Origin of the sequence: Clostridium sp. DMHC 10 (assembly GCF_001270375.1) — a bacterium.
Classification (GTDB): domain Bacteria; phylum Bacillota; class Clostridia; order Clostridiales; family Clostridiaceae; genus Clostridium_S; species Clostridium_S guangxiense.
The window spans coordinates 2,663,717-2,681,217 of sequence record NZ_LGVB01000015.1 but is presented as its reverse complement, the minus strand read 5'-3'; the positions used below and the strand labels follow the sequence as shown (position 1 = coordinate 2,681,217).

5 protein-coding genes, 5 pseudogenes and 1 other annotated feature are annotated in these 17,501 nt (G+C 30.0%); of the genes and pseudogenes, 7 read left to right on the top strand and 3 right to left on the bottom strand.

Annotated features, from left to right (window positions below):
• Positions 1-8: 8 nt before the first annotated feature.
• Positions 9-2,273 (bottom strand): annotated as a pseudogene (locus AGR56_RS14910) (ATP-dependent Clp protease ATP-binding subunit).
• A gap of 183 nt (positions 2,274-2,456) precedes the next feature.
• Here AGR56_RS14910 and AGR56_RS14905 point away from each other — a divergent pair.
• The 4 genes and pseudogenes from AGR56_RS14905 (at position 2,457) to AGR56_RS14890 (ending at position 7,033) form a co-directional block, all read left to right on the top strand.
• Complete coding sequence (locus tag AGR56_RS14905) at positions 2,457-3,455, top strand: NAD(P)/FAD-dependent oxidoreductase (protein WP_053242888.1); 999 nt, start codon at positions 2,457-2,459, stop codon at positions 3,453-3,455.
• 485 nt (positions 3,456-3,940) lie between these two features.
• A pseudogene (locus AGR56_RS14900) lies at positions 3,941-5,190 on the top strand (pitrilysin family protein).
• A gap of 1 nt (position 5,191) precedes the next feature.
• On the top strand, positions 5,192-5,839 hold the full coding sequence (recX, locus tag AGR56_RS14895; protein WP_053242887.1) for a recombination regulator RecX: 648 nt from the start codon (positions 5,192-5,194) through the stop codon (positions 5,837-5,839).
• A gap of 18 nt (positions 5,840-5,857) precedes the next feature.
• Positions 5,858-7,033 (top strand): transglutaminase-like domain-containing protein, encoded by a 1,176-nt coding sequence (locus AGR56_RS14890; protein ID WP_053242886.1) that lies wholly within the window; start codon positions 5,858-5,860, stop codon positions 7,031-7,033.
• 98 nt (positions 7,034-7,131) lie between these two features.
• Here AGR56_RS14890 and AGR56_RS14885 read toward each other — a convergent pair whose 3' ends face one another.
• Positions 7,132-7,485 (bottom strand): tetratricopeptide repeat protein, encoded by a 354-nt coding sequence (locus tag AGR56_RS14885; protein WP_053242885.1) that lies wholly within the window; start codon positions 7,483-7,485, stop codon positions 7,132-7,134.
• 378 nt (positions 7,486-7,863) lie between these two features.
• Between AGR56_RS14885 and AGR56_RS14880 the strand changes: the two are divergent.
• A pseudogene (locus tag AGR56_RS14880) lies at positions 7,864-12,135 on the top strand (acyl-CoA dehydratase activase-related protein).
• A 563-nt stretch (positions 12,136-12,698) separates the two neighbouring features.
• Here AGR56_RS14880 and AGR56_RS22125 read toward each other — a convergent pair.
• A complete protein-coding gene (locus AGR56_RS22125) occupies positions 12,699-12,986 on the bottom strand; it encodes a hypothetical protein (RefSeq protein ID WP_242851470.1) in 288 nt (95 codons plus the stop codon).
• A gap of 152 nt (positions 12,987-13,138) precedes the next feature.
• Positions 13,139-13,362: a binding site (T-box leader), on the top strand.
• Positions 13,363-13,442: 80 nt separating this feature from the next.
• On the opposite strand from AGR56_RS22125, the pseudogene AGR56_RS14870 reads away from it, so the two are divergent.
• Together AGR56_RS14870 and AGR56_RS14865 are read left to right on the top strand one after the other, a co-directional pair.
• Positions 13,443-16,086, top strand: a pseudogene (locus AGR56_RS14870) (valine--tRNA ligase).
• An 84-nt stretch (positions 16,087-16,170) separates the two neighbouring features.
• Positions 16,171-17,476 (top strand): annotated as a pseudogene (locus tag AGR56_RS14865) (folylpolyglutamate synthase/dihydrofolate synthase family protein).
• Positions 17,477-17,501 lie beyond the last annotated feature (25 nt).

Genomic DNA, 17,501 nt, shown 5'->3' with positions numbered 1-17,501 from the left:
TATTATTTTTACTCAAAGTTAACTTTTCCATCCTTCATGGATATTTTTATATGGTTAACATCTTTAAATTCACCTTTTAAATAAAGTTCTGCAAGTTCATCTTCTATATATTTCTGTATAGTTCTTCTTAATGGACGTGCACCATATTTTTTATCATATCCTTTTTCCAAGATAAAATCTTTTACATCATCAGAAACTTCTATATCAATATTTTTTTCTTTTCCTTCTCTTAAAATTTCTTTAAGCATTAAGTCTATGATTTGTTTTAACTCTGTTTTATTTAACTCTGTAAAAATTATGGTTTCGTCTATTCTGTTTAAGAATTCTGGTCTAAAAGTTTCTTTTAAAACATCATCAACTCTATTTGAAAGAGAAACATAATTATCTCTTGTAAAACCAATACCATTTGATTTTAAACTTGTTCCTGCATTTGAAGTCATTATTATAACTGTATTTTCAAAGTGAACTGTACGACCTTGACTATCTGTAAGTCTACCATCCTCAAGGATTTGAAGAAGTATATTAAACACATCTGGGTGAGCTTTTTCAATCTCATCAAGAAGTATTACAGAATAAGGGTTACGCCTTACTTTTTCAGTTAACTGTCCGCCGTTATCATATCCAACATATCCTGGAGGGGCTCCTATAAGCTTTGATACTGTGTGCTTTTCCATGTATTCAGACATGTCAATTCTTATTAATGAATTACTATTTTCAAATAATTCTTCTGCTAAGGTTTTAACAAGTTCTGTTTTACCAACCCCAGTAGGACCAACAAAAATGAAAGAAGCGGGTTTTCTTAATTTCTTAAATCCAGAACGATTTCTCCTTATAGTCTTTGCTACGCTTGATACAGCTTCATTTTGCCCTATTATTTTTTTATGAAGTCTTTCTTCTAAGTTTAAAAATTTTTTCGGCCTCAATTTCTGTTATCTTTTTTACTGGAATTTTAGTCCATGATTCTACAACGGAGGCAACATCATCTAGAGTGAGAACAATATTTTTATATTGATTTTTAAAGTTATCTATTTTATCCTGTATTCTGCATTGTTCAACTTTGAATTCAGCAGCTTTTTCAAAGTCATTGTTTTGAGAAGCATTTTCTATTTGAGCTTCTATTTTTTTCATTTCCTCATTTAAAGCTTCAAGTTCAACAAGGCCTTTATTCCTAAGATTAGCTCTTGAACCAGCTTCATCTATTACATCAATTGCTTTGTCTGGCAAAAATCTATCTGAAATGTATCTATCAGATAATTTTACAGCAGCATCTATTATCTCATCTGGTATTATTATTTTATGGTAATCTTCGTAATAACCTTTAATGCCTTTTAATATTTCAATAGTTTCCTCAGGAGAAGGTTCATCTACAAATACAGGTTGAAACCTTCTTTCAAGTGCAGAATCTTTTTCTATATATTTCCTATATTCTTCTATTGTTGTAGCACCAATTACTTGAAGTTCACCTTTGGCAAGCGATGGCTTTAAGATATTTGCAGCGTTTAACGAGCCACTTTCTGCATTTCCAGCTCCTATGATGTTGTGAATTTCATCAATTATAAGAATTATATTTCCATACTGTTTTACCTCATCTATGATGCCTTTCATTCTAGCCTCAAACTGTCCTCTAAATTGAGTTCCGGCAACTACTGAATTAAGTTCCAAAAGGTAAACCTCAGTATCATAAAATCTTACAGGAACTTTTTTTCTGATATTCTAACAGCTAAACCTTCAGCTATAGCAGTTTTTCCTACACCAGCTTCGCCTATTAATATAGGATTATTTTTTGTTCTTCTATTTAAAATTTGAATAACTCTATCAATTTCTCTTTGACGGCCAATTACTTTATCAATTTTATTATTTTTAGCTTTTTCTGTTAAATTAGTACCGTAGGCATCAAGATACTTTTTCCTTTTAGCCTTTTTTGGCTTAGAATCTTTTTTATTTGTAGTAGTTTCAGAAGACTTTTCTTCTTCAGGTATATCTTGAGATTCACCTGATATAGCATTGTTAAAAAGATTCATTATAGAGTTGCCAGACTCATCTGATATAATTTTATTTAAATCTATATTTCCAAGCATTTCATTCATTTGTTCGTTTAAATTTTCAAAATCTTCTTCTTTCATATCTTTTGTGTCAACCATTTGAGTTAAAGGTGAAATGCCCATTTTTTTTGCACATGGAAGGCATAATCCAACTAAATCCTGTTTTCCATTTACAATTTTATTTGTAAATATAACAGCTACATTTTTTTTGCATACTGAACATTTAATCATAAGTATCATCTCCAATATTCACGTTTACAACTATAAATTGCTTATTATATACATTATACCAGAAAAAAGAAATAAGTATATTAATAATCTTAAACTATATTATTAACATATAAAGAAAAGTATATTTTATTATTGAAAAAATTATATAGTTAGGCTAGAATTGTTGTGTATGGAGGGGTGTCGATGACAAGATATGATTTGGTTATTATAGGAGGGGGAGCAGCTGGGCTCATGTCTGCAATTTCAGCTAGTGAAGCTGCAGTTAAAAATATTCTTATAATTGAAAGAGAAGATAGGCTTGGAGGAATTTTAAACCAGTGCATACATAATGGATTTGGTGATGAAAGAACTACTGGGCCTGAATATGCAAATAAACTAAAAAATAGAATTATAGATATGAAAATAGAATATAAAGTTAATACGACAGTAATTGATATGGATAATAGGATGAATATAACAGCTGTAAATGAAAGTGATGGAGTACTTGAAATAAAAGCAAAAGCTGTAATATTTGCTGTAGGATTTAGAGAAAAAACAAAAAGTAATATATTTTTTCATAGAACACATTGCTCTGGTATTTTTTCTGCATTAACAGCACAAAAGTTTATTAATATAGAAGGATATATGCCTGGAAATAATGCTGTAATACTAGGATCAGAGGATATTGCACTTATACTTGCAAGGAGGATGACTATAGAAGGGGCAGAGGTTAAGGCTGTAATTGAAAGAGGAGACAGATGTGTTGGTAATAAAAAGAATGAAAAGGAATGTTTAAGAGATTTTAATATTCCACTTTTAACAAAGAATACAGTAACAAAAATAAAAAGTAATGGAAGAATTGAAGGAGTGTATGTGGCTCAGTTAGATGAAAATAATGAAGTAATTAAAGATAGTGCAAAGTTCATGAAATGTGATGCTCTTATTTTAGCATTAGGATTTTCACCAGAAAATGAGCTAATGATAAAGGCAAATGTTTCACTTTCAAAGATTTCAGGTTCACCCTATGTAGATATGAATTTGGAAACAAGTGTAAGTGGAATTTTTGCTTGCGGAAATGTTATTCATCAGCATGATTATGTAGAAAGTATTGCTGATGAAGCATACAAAGCTGGTATAAATGCTGCAAATTTTATCTTTAAAAATGGAGCTGTCGCACTAAATATATTAAGTCATAATTTATAAAAATTGTGAAGCAATAACTAATTTTTTTCGCCTAAAAAGAAGGCGAAAAAAGCTAAGTGAAGGGTTTTAACTTGCGCCGCTTGTTAAAAAAAGTGAACTTTTTTACCTTCAGTAAAAAAAGTTAATGATGATTTCTTCCGTTCTCTACGGAAAATCTTTAATTTAAATTAAAAATTTCCTGCAGCGGAGCGCAAGAAAAAATCACCTTAACTTTTGGTTTTCACATAAGTGAAAAAGTTAGTTTTTTAATGAGCAGGGCGAATTAAAACCCTTCACTCAGCTCGACAAATTCCAGTTTATCAGGATAAATTTGGAGATTGCAATTTTAAAGTTTCAAGTTGTCTATCTATAGTTGAATGTATGTACTATTTTAGAGTATAATTTATCTATGAAAATATAAAAATTTAATTTGTGTTTGGATGGATGATCCATTTAAAGCTTAAATTTCAGCAGTTAAAGTGGCTCATCAATAGACGGGAGATTTTATGGAAGAAAACATTTTAGATCTAAAAAGCTTTGAACTGGAGAATGGTCTCCAAATTATATCCATCAAAAAAAATACTAGATTATTTTCTTTACATTTTGGAGTTAAAATAGGATCAATTTATGAAGATGATAAGGAAAAAGGTATATCACATTTTATTGAACATATGCTGTTTAAGGGAACATCAAATATGAATAATGAACAGTTAAACGAGGCATTTGAAGAACTTGGGGGAGAATACAATGCATATACTGACTATAATTGTACAGTATATAGTGTAACTGCTTTGAATGAAGAATTTAACAGAAGTTATATCTTCTTTCTGATATGATAAAAAATGCTGTTTTTGATAAAGAAGAATTCAATAAAGAAAAAGAGGTAATATTATCCGAAATTAGAAGTGTAAAGGATGATATTGAAGATTATAGTTTTAATAAGATTCATGAAATTGGATTTTTAAATGGACCGCTAAAATATGATACTATAGGCAGTGAAAAAAATATAAACAAATTTACCAGACAGGATATAATTCAGTTTTATAAAAAGTATTATGCTCCTAATAACTGCTCTATTGTTGTAGTTTCTAATATAGAACATGAAGAAGTTATACTCAATGTAAAAAAATATTTTGACAACTGGAATAAAAAAAGTATAATAAAAAGAAGTGTTTTAGCTGAAAAAAATTTGCCTTTGAAGAAGATATCATATAAAAATGATATAGAGCAAAGTACTATAATATATATGTTTACATTTCACAATTTAACAAGGATAGAAGAAATGGCTTTAAAAATACTTAATTATAAGTTGGGTGAAAGTGCTAACAGCATTTTATTTAGAGAGATTAGGGAAAAAAAGGGACTTGCATATGATATATACTCTGAACTTAATACTTCAAAAAATATAAAGACAATGTATATATACACGGCTGTTAGAAAAAGCAATATTGATGATGCTGCTAGATGCATAGACAGGTGTCTTGAAAAAGTAAAAAATAAGAAAAATTTTATTGATGATAAGTCTATTGCAGTTATGAAGAAGGTGCTTAAAACTGCTGTGGTGTCTACAATAGAAGATACTACAGATTTGTCAAATTATGCACTTCATCAGTGTTTGGATGGAGAGAGTATATATGAATTTTTGGAAGATATAAAAAATGTAGATTCGGTAAATTGCAATGATATAATGGTAGTTGCTAATAAAGTTTTGAATGATCCAACTATTCATATATTGACCTCAAAGGAAAGTGATTAGATTGAAGCATATTATAACTAAAATTGAAGCACAAAAAAATAAAAAAGAAAGAGTAAATGTATATATAAATGAGGATTATTCTTTTTCGTGCAGTATGGAGTTAGTATATAGATATAATTTAGAAAAAGGTGCTGATATAGATTTAGATTATATTAAAGAAGTAGTCAAAGAGGATAATTATATTTACTGTAAAGAATCAGCACTTAAAGCTATAGAGAGGACTTTAAAAACGGAAAAAGAAGTGATAGGCAAATTAGAGAAAAAAGGTTTTGATAAGAGTGCAATCGATAGAGTGATGATTTTTCTTAGAGAATATGACTTTGTAGATGATGATAAATATGTAAAATGTTACATGAAGGAAAAACTAAAAGTAGATGGAAAGAAAAAAATAAAGTTTAATTTACTTAAAAAAGGAATAAATGAAAGTTCTATAAATAGGGGCTTTGAGTTTTATGATGAAGATAAGAACGAATATATAAATTCATTAAAGAAGATTGCTGAAAAAAAGTATATTAGTCTTAAAAAGCAAAATTTAGAATTAGTTAAATTGAAAAAAAAGCTATATGACTATTTGCTTAGAAAAGGATATTCGTGGAGTGAAATAAAATTAGTTTCAAATGAGTTGTTTAATAGTAGTGATTTTGAATAATGTAGGAGATGATTTTATTTGAAAATAAATCCTGTAACTATTTTTATAGTTGTTTGCTTTGCATATCCACTTTTAAAAGGATTTTTGTTTAAGTTTTCTTCCTATGATGTTAAAAGGGATTGGGAAGGAGTTGTAAATAGCATAGCTTTTATAGCCGCAATCTTTATAGGGGTAAGATATTCTAAATTACTTTTAATTGGCAATATAAATAAGATATATAAGTTTTTACCGACGAATGTATACAGCTTCATAGAAAAAAAACCAATGGTATTATATTTTGTAGTTATACCTATATTAGTGTATTTAATTTATATTATTATTAGGACGGCATTTAATTTTATAAATAAAATTACTTTTTATAGATTATTTGATGGAATAGATAGAATGATTTCTAATAAAAATAGCTTTGTAAAAAGGATATTAGGTGCAGTAGTACAAGTACCAAGGTCAATATGCTATCTTATTACAATATTGTTTGTACTAAATATTTTATCTATGGTAAATATAAATAAAAACTTAGATAAATATCTACAAGCATCTAAAGTATATGGGTACTTATGCAAGCAAATAGTTTTGCCAGTTACAAGTTCAAATTTAGCTAAAAAATTACCATCGATTATAGATAATTCTTTTAAAGTTGTATATAAACAAAAGGATAAAATTATTGTACCTAGTGATAATGCCTCTGGCAACAGTATAGATACTGGAAGAACCATTGTTTATTATAACGGTGTAACTCTTGATGAAGGAGTAGCTTCAAATAGCCAAATTGACAATTTTGCTAGAAATCTTGTTTTTAACGAAACTGGTACTGAAAATAAGGCAAGAAAGATATATGATTGGATAGGAAACAATATATCGTATGATTATAATAAGGCAAATTTAGTTCTTAATAATGATTATGATGTAAAATCAGGAGCTATTTATACATTTAATACTAGAAAGGGTATATGTTTTGATTATTCTTGTTTGTATGTTGCGATGGCAAGGGCTAACAATATTAAAGTAAGGCTTATAACTGGACAAGGATTTAATGGGGTTTCATGGGTAAGTCATGCATGGAACCAAGTATATATACCGGAAAGTGGTAAATGGATAAATGTTGATACCACCTTTGCGAAGGGTGGAAATTACTTTAATAAAACTATGTTTTCAATAGATCATAAAGATGCTAAAATTGTAGGCGAGTGGTAAAAATGAATAATGGGTGAGGTGTAGAGAAAAGTTATTTTAAGTGAAAGATTTAATGACGTAAAGCTTTGGTAAGATCTTTCACTTATTATAAGTTTTATTTAAGCTGACTTTAATTTTGTAAGCAAGATATTTATTGCTTTTTCACATTCTGTGTCATCATTATTAAGAGCCCAAGATCTGTTGAAGTATATTAAGGCTAGTTTACTTTCTTTAAGCATTGCGTAGCAGTAACCTAAATTGAAATAGTATTTACTATCCTTTTTTCTTTCTAAAGCTGCTCTTATAAGTGAAATTGCATTTACATAGTTTTTTAATTTTATAAAACAAACTGCAGCATTATACATTGAAGCAGTTTCATTTTCCTTCATCTCAATTGACTTACAATACATTTCTATAGCTTTTTTGTAGTTTTTTTTGTTGTAATATTCTATGCCTTTATCGAAATAAACCATATAATTTCCTCCTAATTAAAGTAGTTCTTACATAATAATTTATAACCAAAATATGTAATAATATTCAATGGAATTTTATTTAATAATGTTAACAGTTCAATTATTAACTTTTAAATGCTTCAACTTACGAAAACATAAACAATTTGATAAATTAATAAAAAGAGGGACAAATTTTTTAATAATAGTTATTTTTAAATAGTAATTATAATCTTGTTGTTTTATAAATTTATGTGTTATAATTAATTTGCTTGCAGGACTATTATATTGATTAATGCAAAATAGGGTATAAGACAAAAATAACAGCACCATATATTGTATATTTTAAACAAATTCTATTAGAAAATTTGTATTATAAAATTATGTGATAGGAAGGTAAAAATGAATAATATTTTTAAATTGGGACTTGATGTAGGATCAACTACTGTAAAAATTGTAATGCTTAATAGCAATGAAGATATTATATATAATAAATACAAAAGACATTTTTCTGATATAAAATCGACTATTGTAGAGGTTATAACAGAAGCTTATGATAAATTTAAAGATGAAAATGTAAAAGTTATGGTTACTGGTTCAGGAGGACTATCAGTTTCAAAGTGGCTTAATATTGGTTTTACACAAGAGGTAATTGCCTGCACAAAAACCATAGAAAGATTAATTCCAGAAACTGATGTTGCAATAGAACTTGGTGGAGAAGATGCTAAAATAACATATTTTGGTGGGGCTGTTGAGCAGAGAATGAATGGTACATGTGCGGGTGGAACTGGTGCATTTATAGATCAAATGGCAACGCTTCTTAAAACAGATGCAGCTGGACTAAATGAACTTGCAAAGTGCCATAAATGCATATATCCAATTGCTGCAAGGTGCGGTGTTTTTGCTAAAACAGATGTACAACCACTTTTAAATGAAGGAGCAGCAAAAGAGGATATTGCAGCATCAATATTTCAGGCTGTGGTTAATCAAACTATCAGTGGACTTGCTTGTGGAAAGCCTATAAAAGGTAAAGTTGCTTTCTTAGGAGGACCACTATATTTTCTTTCTGAACTTAGGCAGAGATTTATAGAAACTTTAAATTTAGGAGAAAATGAAGTGATTTTTCCCGAAAATTCTCAGTTGTTTGTTGCAATGGGTGCAGCTTTAGCAGCTGAAAATGAAGAATTTATTAGTTTTAAGGAAGTTAAAAAAAGACTTTTAAAGCTTAATAATAAGGAAACCTATGAAGTTCAAAGATTAAAACCATTATTTAAAGATGAAAATGATTATGTAAGTTTTAAAGAGAGACATGGTAAAAACAAAGTAAAAACTGAAAAGCTTGAAGAATACAAAGGGGAATGTTTTTTAGGAATAGATGCTGGTTCAACTACTACTAAAGCGGCACTTATATCGAAAGATGGTACTCTTTTGTATTCTTATTACGGAAGTAACGAGGGAAGTCCTCTTAAGCTTACCATAAAGATACTTAAAGATTTATATGAAAAACTTCCAGCTGATGCTAACATTGTAAATAGTGCTGTTACAGGATATGGAGAAGCACTTATTAAAGCAGCATTGTGCGTAGATATTGGTGAAGTTGAAACAGTAGCTCACTATAAAGCTGCCGATTTTTTTCTTCCTGGTGTGGATTTCATACTTGATATTGGTGGACAGGATATGAAATGCATAAGAATAAATGATGGAGTTATAAGTTCTGTTACTTTAAATGAAGCATGTTCGTCAGGCTGTGGCTCATTTATTGAAACCTTCGCAAAGTCTTTAAATATGACTGTTGAAGAATTTGCAAAGGTGGCGCTCAAATCTTTAAATCCAGTAGATTTAGGATCAAGATGCACTGTTTTTATGAATTCAAGAGTTAAACAAGCCCAAAAAGAAGGAGCTAAAGTAGGAGATATATCAGCAGGGCTTTCGTATTCCGTAATAAAAAATGCTCTATTTAAGGTTATAAAAGTTAGAAATCCAGAAGAACTCGGAAATAAAGTGATAGTTCAGGGAGGAACTTTTTATAATGATGCTGTACTTAAGGCATTTGAACTTGTATCTGGAAGAGAAGCTGTAAGACCAGATATTGCAGGACTTATGGGAGCATTTGGAGCAGCAATAATAGCTAAAGAAAAATATGTTAGCGGCTATGAAACTACTATTTTAAAGAAAGAAGATCTTAAAAACTTTAATAGTGAGATTTCTATGAGGAGATGTGGAAAGTGTGCTAACAATTGTCTTTTAACTATAAATGGGTTTTCTGATGGAAGAAAATTTATAACAGGTAATAGATGTGAAAGAGGAGCTGGAAATGATATAAAGAAAAATGACATACCAAACTTGTATGATTATAAGTACAAAAGGATATTTGGCTATACTCCACTTAAAAATCCTAAAAGAGGTGTGGTTGGCATACCAAGAGTTTTAAATATGTACGAAAACTATCCATTTTGGTTTACATTTTTCACAGAACTTGGTTTTAGAGTTGAACTTTCTCCTAGATCATCAAAGAAAATATACGAAAATGGAATGGATACAATACCTTCTGAATCAGTATGCTATCCAGCAAAATTAAGTCACGGACATATAATTAACCTCATGAAAAGGGGAATTAAATTTATATTTTATCCTTGTGTGCCTTATGAAAAGAAAGAGCAGAATGGTGCTAATAATCATTATAATTGCCCTATTGTTACTTCTTATGCTGAAGTTTTAAAAATAATATTGATGGACTAAGAGATGAAAGTATAGTATTTAAAAATCCTTTTGTGGCTTTAGATGATAAAGAAGAATTAAAGAAAAGACTTTATGAGGAGTTCAATGAATTTGGAATTTCAAAAAATGAAATAGAAGAGGCTGTAAGTAAGGCATGGATGAACAAGAAAATGTAAGAAGCGACGTAAGAAAAAAGGGAGAAGAAGTTATAAAATATTTAAAGGAAACAGGTAAAAAGGGTATAGTTCTTTCAGGAAGGCCATACCATATAGATCCAGAAATAAATCATGGTATTCCAGACTCATAACAAGTTATGGAATGGCAGTACTTACTGAAGATTCCGTTGCACAGCTTGGAAATGTTGAAAGGCCACTTAGAGTTGTGGATCAGTGGGTATATCATTCTAGGCTTTATGCAGCAGCGAGTTTTGTTGCAACACAAGATAATATAGAACTAATTCAATTAAACTCATTTGGCTGTGGACTCGATGCAGTAACTACAGACCAAGTACAAGAAATACTTCAGAATTTTGGTAAGATATATACTGCTATAAAAATAGATGAAGGAAATAATTTAGGTGCTGTAAGAATAAGAATTCGTTCTCTTAAAGCAGCTATGGCTGAAAGAGAAGCTAATCATGTGAAACCTAAAAGAATAAATAAACCTACTAAAAGATTAGTTTTTACAAAAGAGATGAAGAAGAAACATACTATACTTTGTCCACAAATGTCACCAATCCATTTTCAATTTTTAGAGGAAGCTCTTAGGAGCGAGGGATATAATCTTGATGTGCTTCCATCTGTTGACAAGGATTGTGTTGATGAGGGATTAAAGTATGTGAATAACGATGCATGTTATCCTTCTATAATAGTTACAGGGCAGATGATAGCGGCTCTTAAATCAGGGAAATATGATGTTAATAATACCTCACTTCTTATTTCTCAAACTGGCGGAGGATGTAGAGCAACAAATTATATTGGATTTATAAGAAAAGCAATTAAGGAAGCAGGTTTTGAGAATGTACCAGTGATTGCAATAAGTGCTCAGAAGCTAGAAAGTAACCCTGGAATTACTTACTCCGTTTCAACTGGTATAAAAGCAATTAAAGCCATATTATATGGTGATCTTTTTATGAGAGTTTTATATAAAGTAAGACCTTATGAAAAAATAAAAGGTTCTGCCAATAGTCTTTATAACAAATGGGTTCAAATTTGCAAAGAAGATGTTAAAAATGTGAGAATTAAAAGCTTTAAAAATAATGTTAATAATATAGTATATGAATTTGATAATTTTGAAATAAATCCCGTTGAAAAACCTAAGGTTGGTCTTGTTGGAGAAATACTTGTTAAATTTCATCCTACAGCAAACAATAATATTGTAGATACTATTGAGGCTGAAGGTGCAGAAGCAGTTATGCCTGATCTTATGGATTTTATATTTTATTGTGCGTACAATGAGACTTTCAAAAATAGGTATTTAGGTACTTCAAAAAAAGCTAAAATTATTAGTGATCTTTTGATTAAGGCTATAGAATGGTTTAGAAAACCTATGAAAGCTGCATTAGCTAAGAGTAAAAGATTTGAGCCGCCTAAAGCTATACAAGAACTTGCAAAAGGAGTGTCTGATATAGTTTCCCTTGGAAATCAGACTGGTGAGGGTTGGTTCCTTACAGCAGAAATGGTAGAACTTATAGAAAGCGGTACACAAAATATAATATGCATGCAACCATTTGCCTGCTTGCCTAATCATGTAACTGGGAAAGGTATGATTAAGGAACTTAAAAGAAGGTATCCTAAGGCTAACATATCACCTATAGATTTTGATCCAGGTGCAAGTGAAGTCAACCAGCTTAATAGAATAAAACTTATGCTATCTACAGCATTTAAGAATTTAAATAATGATAATAATCTTGAAACAGCTTCAAAACAAGAGATAGCAGCCTTTAGAAATAGGTAAAACAAGTAAATATTTGTTGTAAAAATTAATTCAATCGTAATTTATAAGAATTGTTAAGCCATTAAATCAGATTACGAAGTACAGATGACAGAGTATAGTGAAGGTTATTTATCCTCCTCACGCCAAATAAATCTAAAGTCATATAAAAAATCTAGTATGATGTTCAACTTATTGAACGAATGTAATATGACATTTAATGTACTCTCTTATCTGTACTCTGATTTAGGGTTGACAACTTTTTTATTCATCATTAAATAATTATTTTAGTGATATAACCTCTTTATTTAATATGCGGAAATATTATTTTTTCACTCTTCTATACCACTTTTTAAATAAGTCAGGTCTTTTTTCTTTTAAAACATTCCAAAATAAATCGAGTGAGTTTACGGTTGTTAAATCCCTAATGAGATGTTTAGGGTAATAGGTTTTTTGGGTATATGAATTTCTGGGATCTATGACCTTTATTGAAGTATTTTCTTGAACAAATATATGTGGAAATCTTACATCTATTTTTTTAAAACCATTTTCTTTTATATAACATAGGAAATTAATGATCTCTATAATTAATTTTTTGAAACACCATGCTTATTGATATATTCTGATATATTTGTTCCGCCGATATATTCCCTTATCATATAATGATTATGAAATTCAAATGGTTTTGGATAATATGGACCATTTATGAGCTTTTTTAATACATAATATTCTTCTTTACATGTTTCTGGGTTTTTAAATATTTTTACGACTCTGCCGTCGTTCATAAGATATACACTGCCACTATGACCTTTACCAAGAAAAGTACATTCATCTAGTCTTATAATAGCATTTGTGTGGCATTTTTTTTCTTTCAATTTTTACACCTTCTTCTAATCTCACGTAAGTGGTAAATTAAGTACCTTAATATTAGAGTATAAAAAATAATAGACAAGTGTTACACTATTTTATATTAAAATATATTGACATAAGTTTAAAATAGTCTATAATATATACATGGTTATTTTATAAAGATGCTTAGATGAAGAGGAGTAGAAGTATAAAACATCTAGAGAGGGAAGTTAGCTTGCTGAAAGGCTTCCTATGTGGATTACTTTGAAGGTAGCTTCGGAGCACTTCTATTGAAATTTATAGTAGATAGAAGCGGTGAATCTCACCGTTATGTATTGAGAGCTTGAAAATAAATGTTACATTTCAAGAATAAAGGTGGTAACGCGCACAGTCGTCCTTTTTGGATTGCTGTGTTTTTTTTATTTGTATTTTTTAGTACACAATTCCAATGTACTTCACAATTAAGAAAGGAGATTTTTTATATGGATGAATCAAATAATATTGCAAAAACGTATAATCCTAAAGAATTTGAGCAAAGAATATATGATTATTGGGAAAGCGAGGGCTTTTTCACACCTAAAGTAGATAAATCAAAAAAACCATATAGTATAGTAATGCCACCTCCAAATATAACAGGAAAACTGCATTTAGGGCATGCTCTTGATAATGCACTTCAGGATTTTCTTATTAGAACAAAAAGAATGCAGGGTTACTGTACATTATGGCTTCCAGGAGAAGATCATGCAAGTATAGCTACAGAAGTTAAAGTTGAAAAGGAACTATTAAAAAAAGGAATTAAGAAAAAAGAAATTGGCAGAGAAGCCTTCTTAGAAAAAGTACATGAATGGTCTAATGAATATAGAGGCAGAATAAGAACTCAGCTTAAAAAGATGGGAGTTTCAGCTGATTTTACAAGAGAAAGTTTTACTATGGATGAAAAATTGAATAAAGCTGTTAAAACTGTATTTGTAAAATTATATGATGAAGGTCTTATATATCAGGGTAACAGGATAACAAATTGGTGTCCTAAATGCCAAACTGCATTATCGGATGCTGAAATAGAATATGAAGAGCAATCAGGTTTTTTCTGGCATATTAACTATCAGGTTGAAGGAAGCGATGAATGTATTGAAATTGCTACTACAAGACCAGAAACACTTCTTGGCGATACAGCTGTTGCAGTAAATCCAAAGGATGAAAGATATACTCATCTTGTTGGAAAAACTCTTATACTTCCGCTTGTAGGTAGAAAAATACCAATTATTGCAGATAATTATGTTGATATGGAATTTGGTACAGGAGCAGTTAAAATAACACCTGCACATGATCCAAATGATTATCAGGTTGGGAAGAGACATAATCTCCCTGAAATAGTTATTTTGAATAATGATGGAACTATAGCAGAAGGTTATGGAAAGTATTCAGGACTTGATAGATATGAAGCAAGAAAATTAATGGTAGAAGATCTTAAAAAGGCAGGCTCACTTGTGAAAATTAGAGAACACGTTCATAACGTTGGTACTCATGATAGATGTGGGAATGTAATTGAACCAATGATTTCTAAACAATGGTATGTAAAAATGGAATCACTTGCAAAGCCTGCTATAGAAGCTGTAAGAAACAAAAAGACTAAATTTGTACCAGAAAGATTTGACAAGATTTATTATAATTGGATGGAAAATATTCAAGATTGGTGCATATCAAGACAACTTTGGTGGGGACATAGAATTCCAGTATGGTATTGCAAGGATTGCGGTGAGATAACAGTATCAGTTGAAACACCTTGCGAGTGCAGTAAATGTAAAAGCAAAAATATTGAGCAAGATAAAGATGTTCTTGACACTTGGTTTAGTTCGGCACTTTGGCCTTTTTCAACTTTGGGGTGGCCAGACAAAACTGAAGATTTGGATTATTTTTACCCAACAAACACACTTGTTACAGGTTACGATATAATTTTCTTCTGGGTAGCAAGAATGATATTCTCAGGAATTCACAATATGAATGATATTCCTTTTGAAAATGTATATATTCATGGACTTGTAAGAGATGCAGAAGGAAGAAAAATGTCAAAATCACTTGGAAATGGAGTAGATCCACTTGATGTTATAGATGAATATGGTGCTGATGCACTTAGGTTTACTCTTATAGTAGGAAATTCAGCAGGAAATGACATAAGATATAAAACTGAAAAGGTTGAAGCAGCGAGAAATTTTGCAAACAAGGTATGGAATGCATCTAGATTTGTATTAATGAATCTCGATAAGAATATAATGGAAAAATACAAGGATTGCAAGGAGTATACTTTAGCTGATAAGTGGATAATGTCAGAGGCTAATAGTCTTGCAAAGGAAGTAACTGAAAATATAGATAAATTTTGAGCTTGGTATAGCAGCACAAAAAGTTTATGATTTTATGTGGAATGAATTTTGTGATTGGTATATAGAACTTGTAAAACCTGCAATGTATGGTGATGATGAAAAGGCTAAGGGTGTTGCCTTTAATGTGCTTTATAATGTTCTTACAATAGGTCTTAAATTACTTCACCCAGTTATGCCTTATATAACTGAAGAAATATATCAACATCTTGGTGGTGAATGTAAATCAATAAGTATTTCTAAATGGCCGGAATATGATGAAAAGCTTAATGATGGGACTGCTCAGGAGGCTATGAATTATGTAATAGAAGCTATAAAAGCTATTAGAAATGTAAGAGCCGAAATGAATGTTCCACCTTCAAAGAAAGCTAAGGTAATAATACTTGCAGGAGATGAGACTAAGAAAGCTTTTGAAGAAGGAAGGAGTTATTTCGAAAAATTAGCTTCTGCAGTAGAAGTTATGTTTATAAAGTCAAAAAATGATGTGCCAGAAAATGCTGTATCAGCAGTTACAAAAGGAGCAGAAATATTCCTACCTCTTTTTGATCTTATAGATAGAGAGAAAGAAATTGAAAGATTAAATAAGGAAAAGGAAAGATTAACTAAGGAAATTGAAAGAGTTAATAAAAAACTTTCTAATAAGGGATTTGTATCAAAAGCACCTGCAGCAGTTGTTGATGAAGAAAAGGCAAAAGGCGAAAAATATGAAAAGATGCTTAACGCTGTAGAAGAAAGAATAAATACCTTGTAAAATGTATTAATATTTATTACAATATAATAAGTATATGGGTGTATGCCTATATACTTATTATTATATAATTTGGTGGTGATTTTTTTGACTTATGAAGAAACTATGAGTTACATACACAGCACTTTGAAATTTGGAAGTGTTTTGGGACTTTCAAGAATAGAAAAACTTTTACAGTTTTTAGATAATCCCCATAAGAAACTCAAATGTATACATATAGCAGGTACAAATGGAAAAGGATCTACAACAGCAATGATATCGGAGATTTTAATGGATGCAGGATACAAAGTTGGAATGTATACATCACCATTTATAGAGGAATTTGAAGAGAGAATACAGATAAATAGAGTTAATATTCCTAAAGAGAAATTGTGCAATATAATAGAAAAAGTTAAAGAAGCTGCTGAAAAAGTTGAAAAAGAAAGCAAGGAATATCCTACAGAGTTTGAAATAATAACCTGCGCAGCTTTCCTTTATTTTTATATTGAAAAAATAGATTACGCAGTAATTGAAGTTGGGCTTGGAGGAAGATTTGATGCCACCAATGTAATAGAACCAATTTTAACGGTAATAACGTCTATAAGCTATGATCACATGAATATATTGGGAGATACTTTAAGTAAAATAGCCTATGAGAAAGCAGGAATAATAAAGGAAAGGGTTCCACTTATTTTATATCCTCAAGTAAAAGAAGCTAATGATATAATAAATGATGTTGCTAAGAATAAAAATGTGGACATTATAAATGTTGGGGAGAATTCTGCTCATTATATAGAAACTGAGGTAGAAGGAAGCAAATATTTTCAGCATATAATTATAAAAACTTTAAAAAATGAATATGATATCAGGCTTTCTCTTCTAGGAACTCATCAACTTTTAAATTGTGCAACTGCGGTTTATGCAGCAGAAAAGCTTAAGGATATGGGGCTTAAAATTGAAAAGGAACATATAACAAAGGCACTTTTCCAGCGTTATATGGAAAGGGAGACTTGAAATAATAAGTACTAATCCAATTGTACTTATTGATGGTGCACATAATATTGATGGAATTAAAAAATTAGATGATAGCATGCGTACTTATTTTAAATACAATAGAATAATATTAATACTTGGTATATTGGCTGATAAGCAAGTCGAGAATATGGTTGAAATAATAGCTAAAAATGCATATAAAGTTATAACAGTTGCTCCTAATAATGATAGGGCAGAAACTGCAGAGGATTTATGTAATGTGGTTAAAAGATATAATGCAAATTGTGAGTGGGAAAGGGAATATGACAAAGCTTATGATAAGGCTGTTTCGTATTATGAAAATGGAGATTTAATTCTTGTATGTGGCTCTCTGTATATGATAGGTGATATGCGAAAAGTTATTGTAAACAAAAAAAAGTAGAAATATAGGAATCATAAAATGGTTT

Bases quoted from the DNA above. Each gene is read 5' to 3' on its own strand.
- AGR56_RS14885 (WP_053242885.1), bottom strand. From the start codon at position 7,485: ATGGTTTATTTCGATAAAGGCATAGAATATTACAACAAAAAAAACTAC.
- AGR56_RS14905 (WP_053242888.1), top strand. From the start codon at position 2,457: ATGACAAGATATGATTTGGTTATTATAGGAGGGGGAGCAGCTGGGCTC.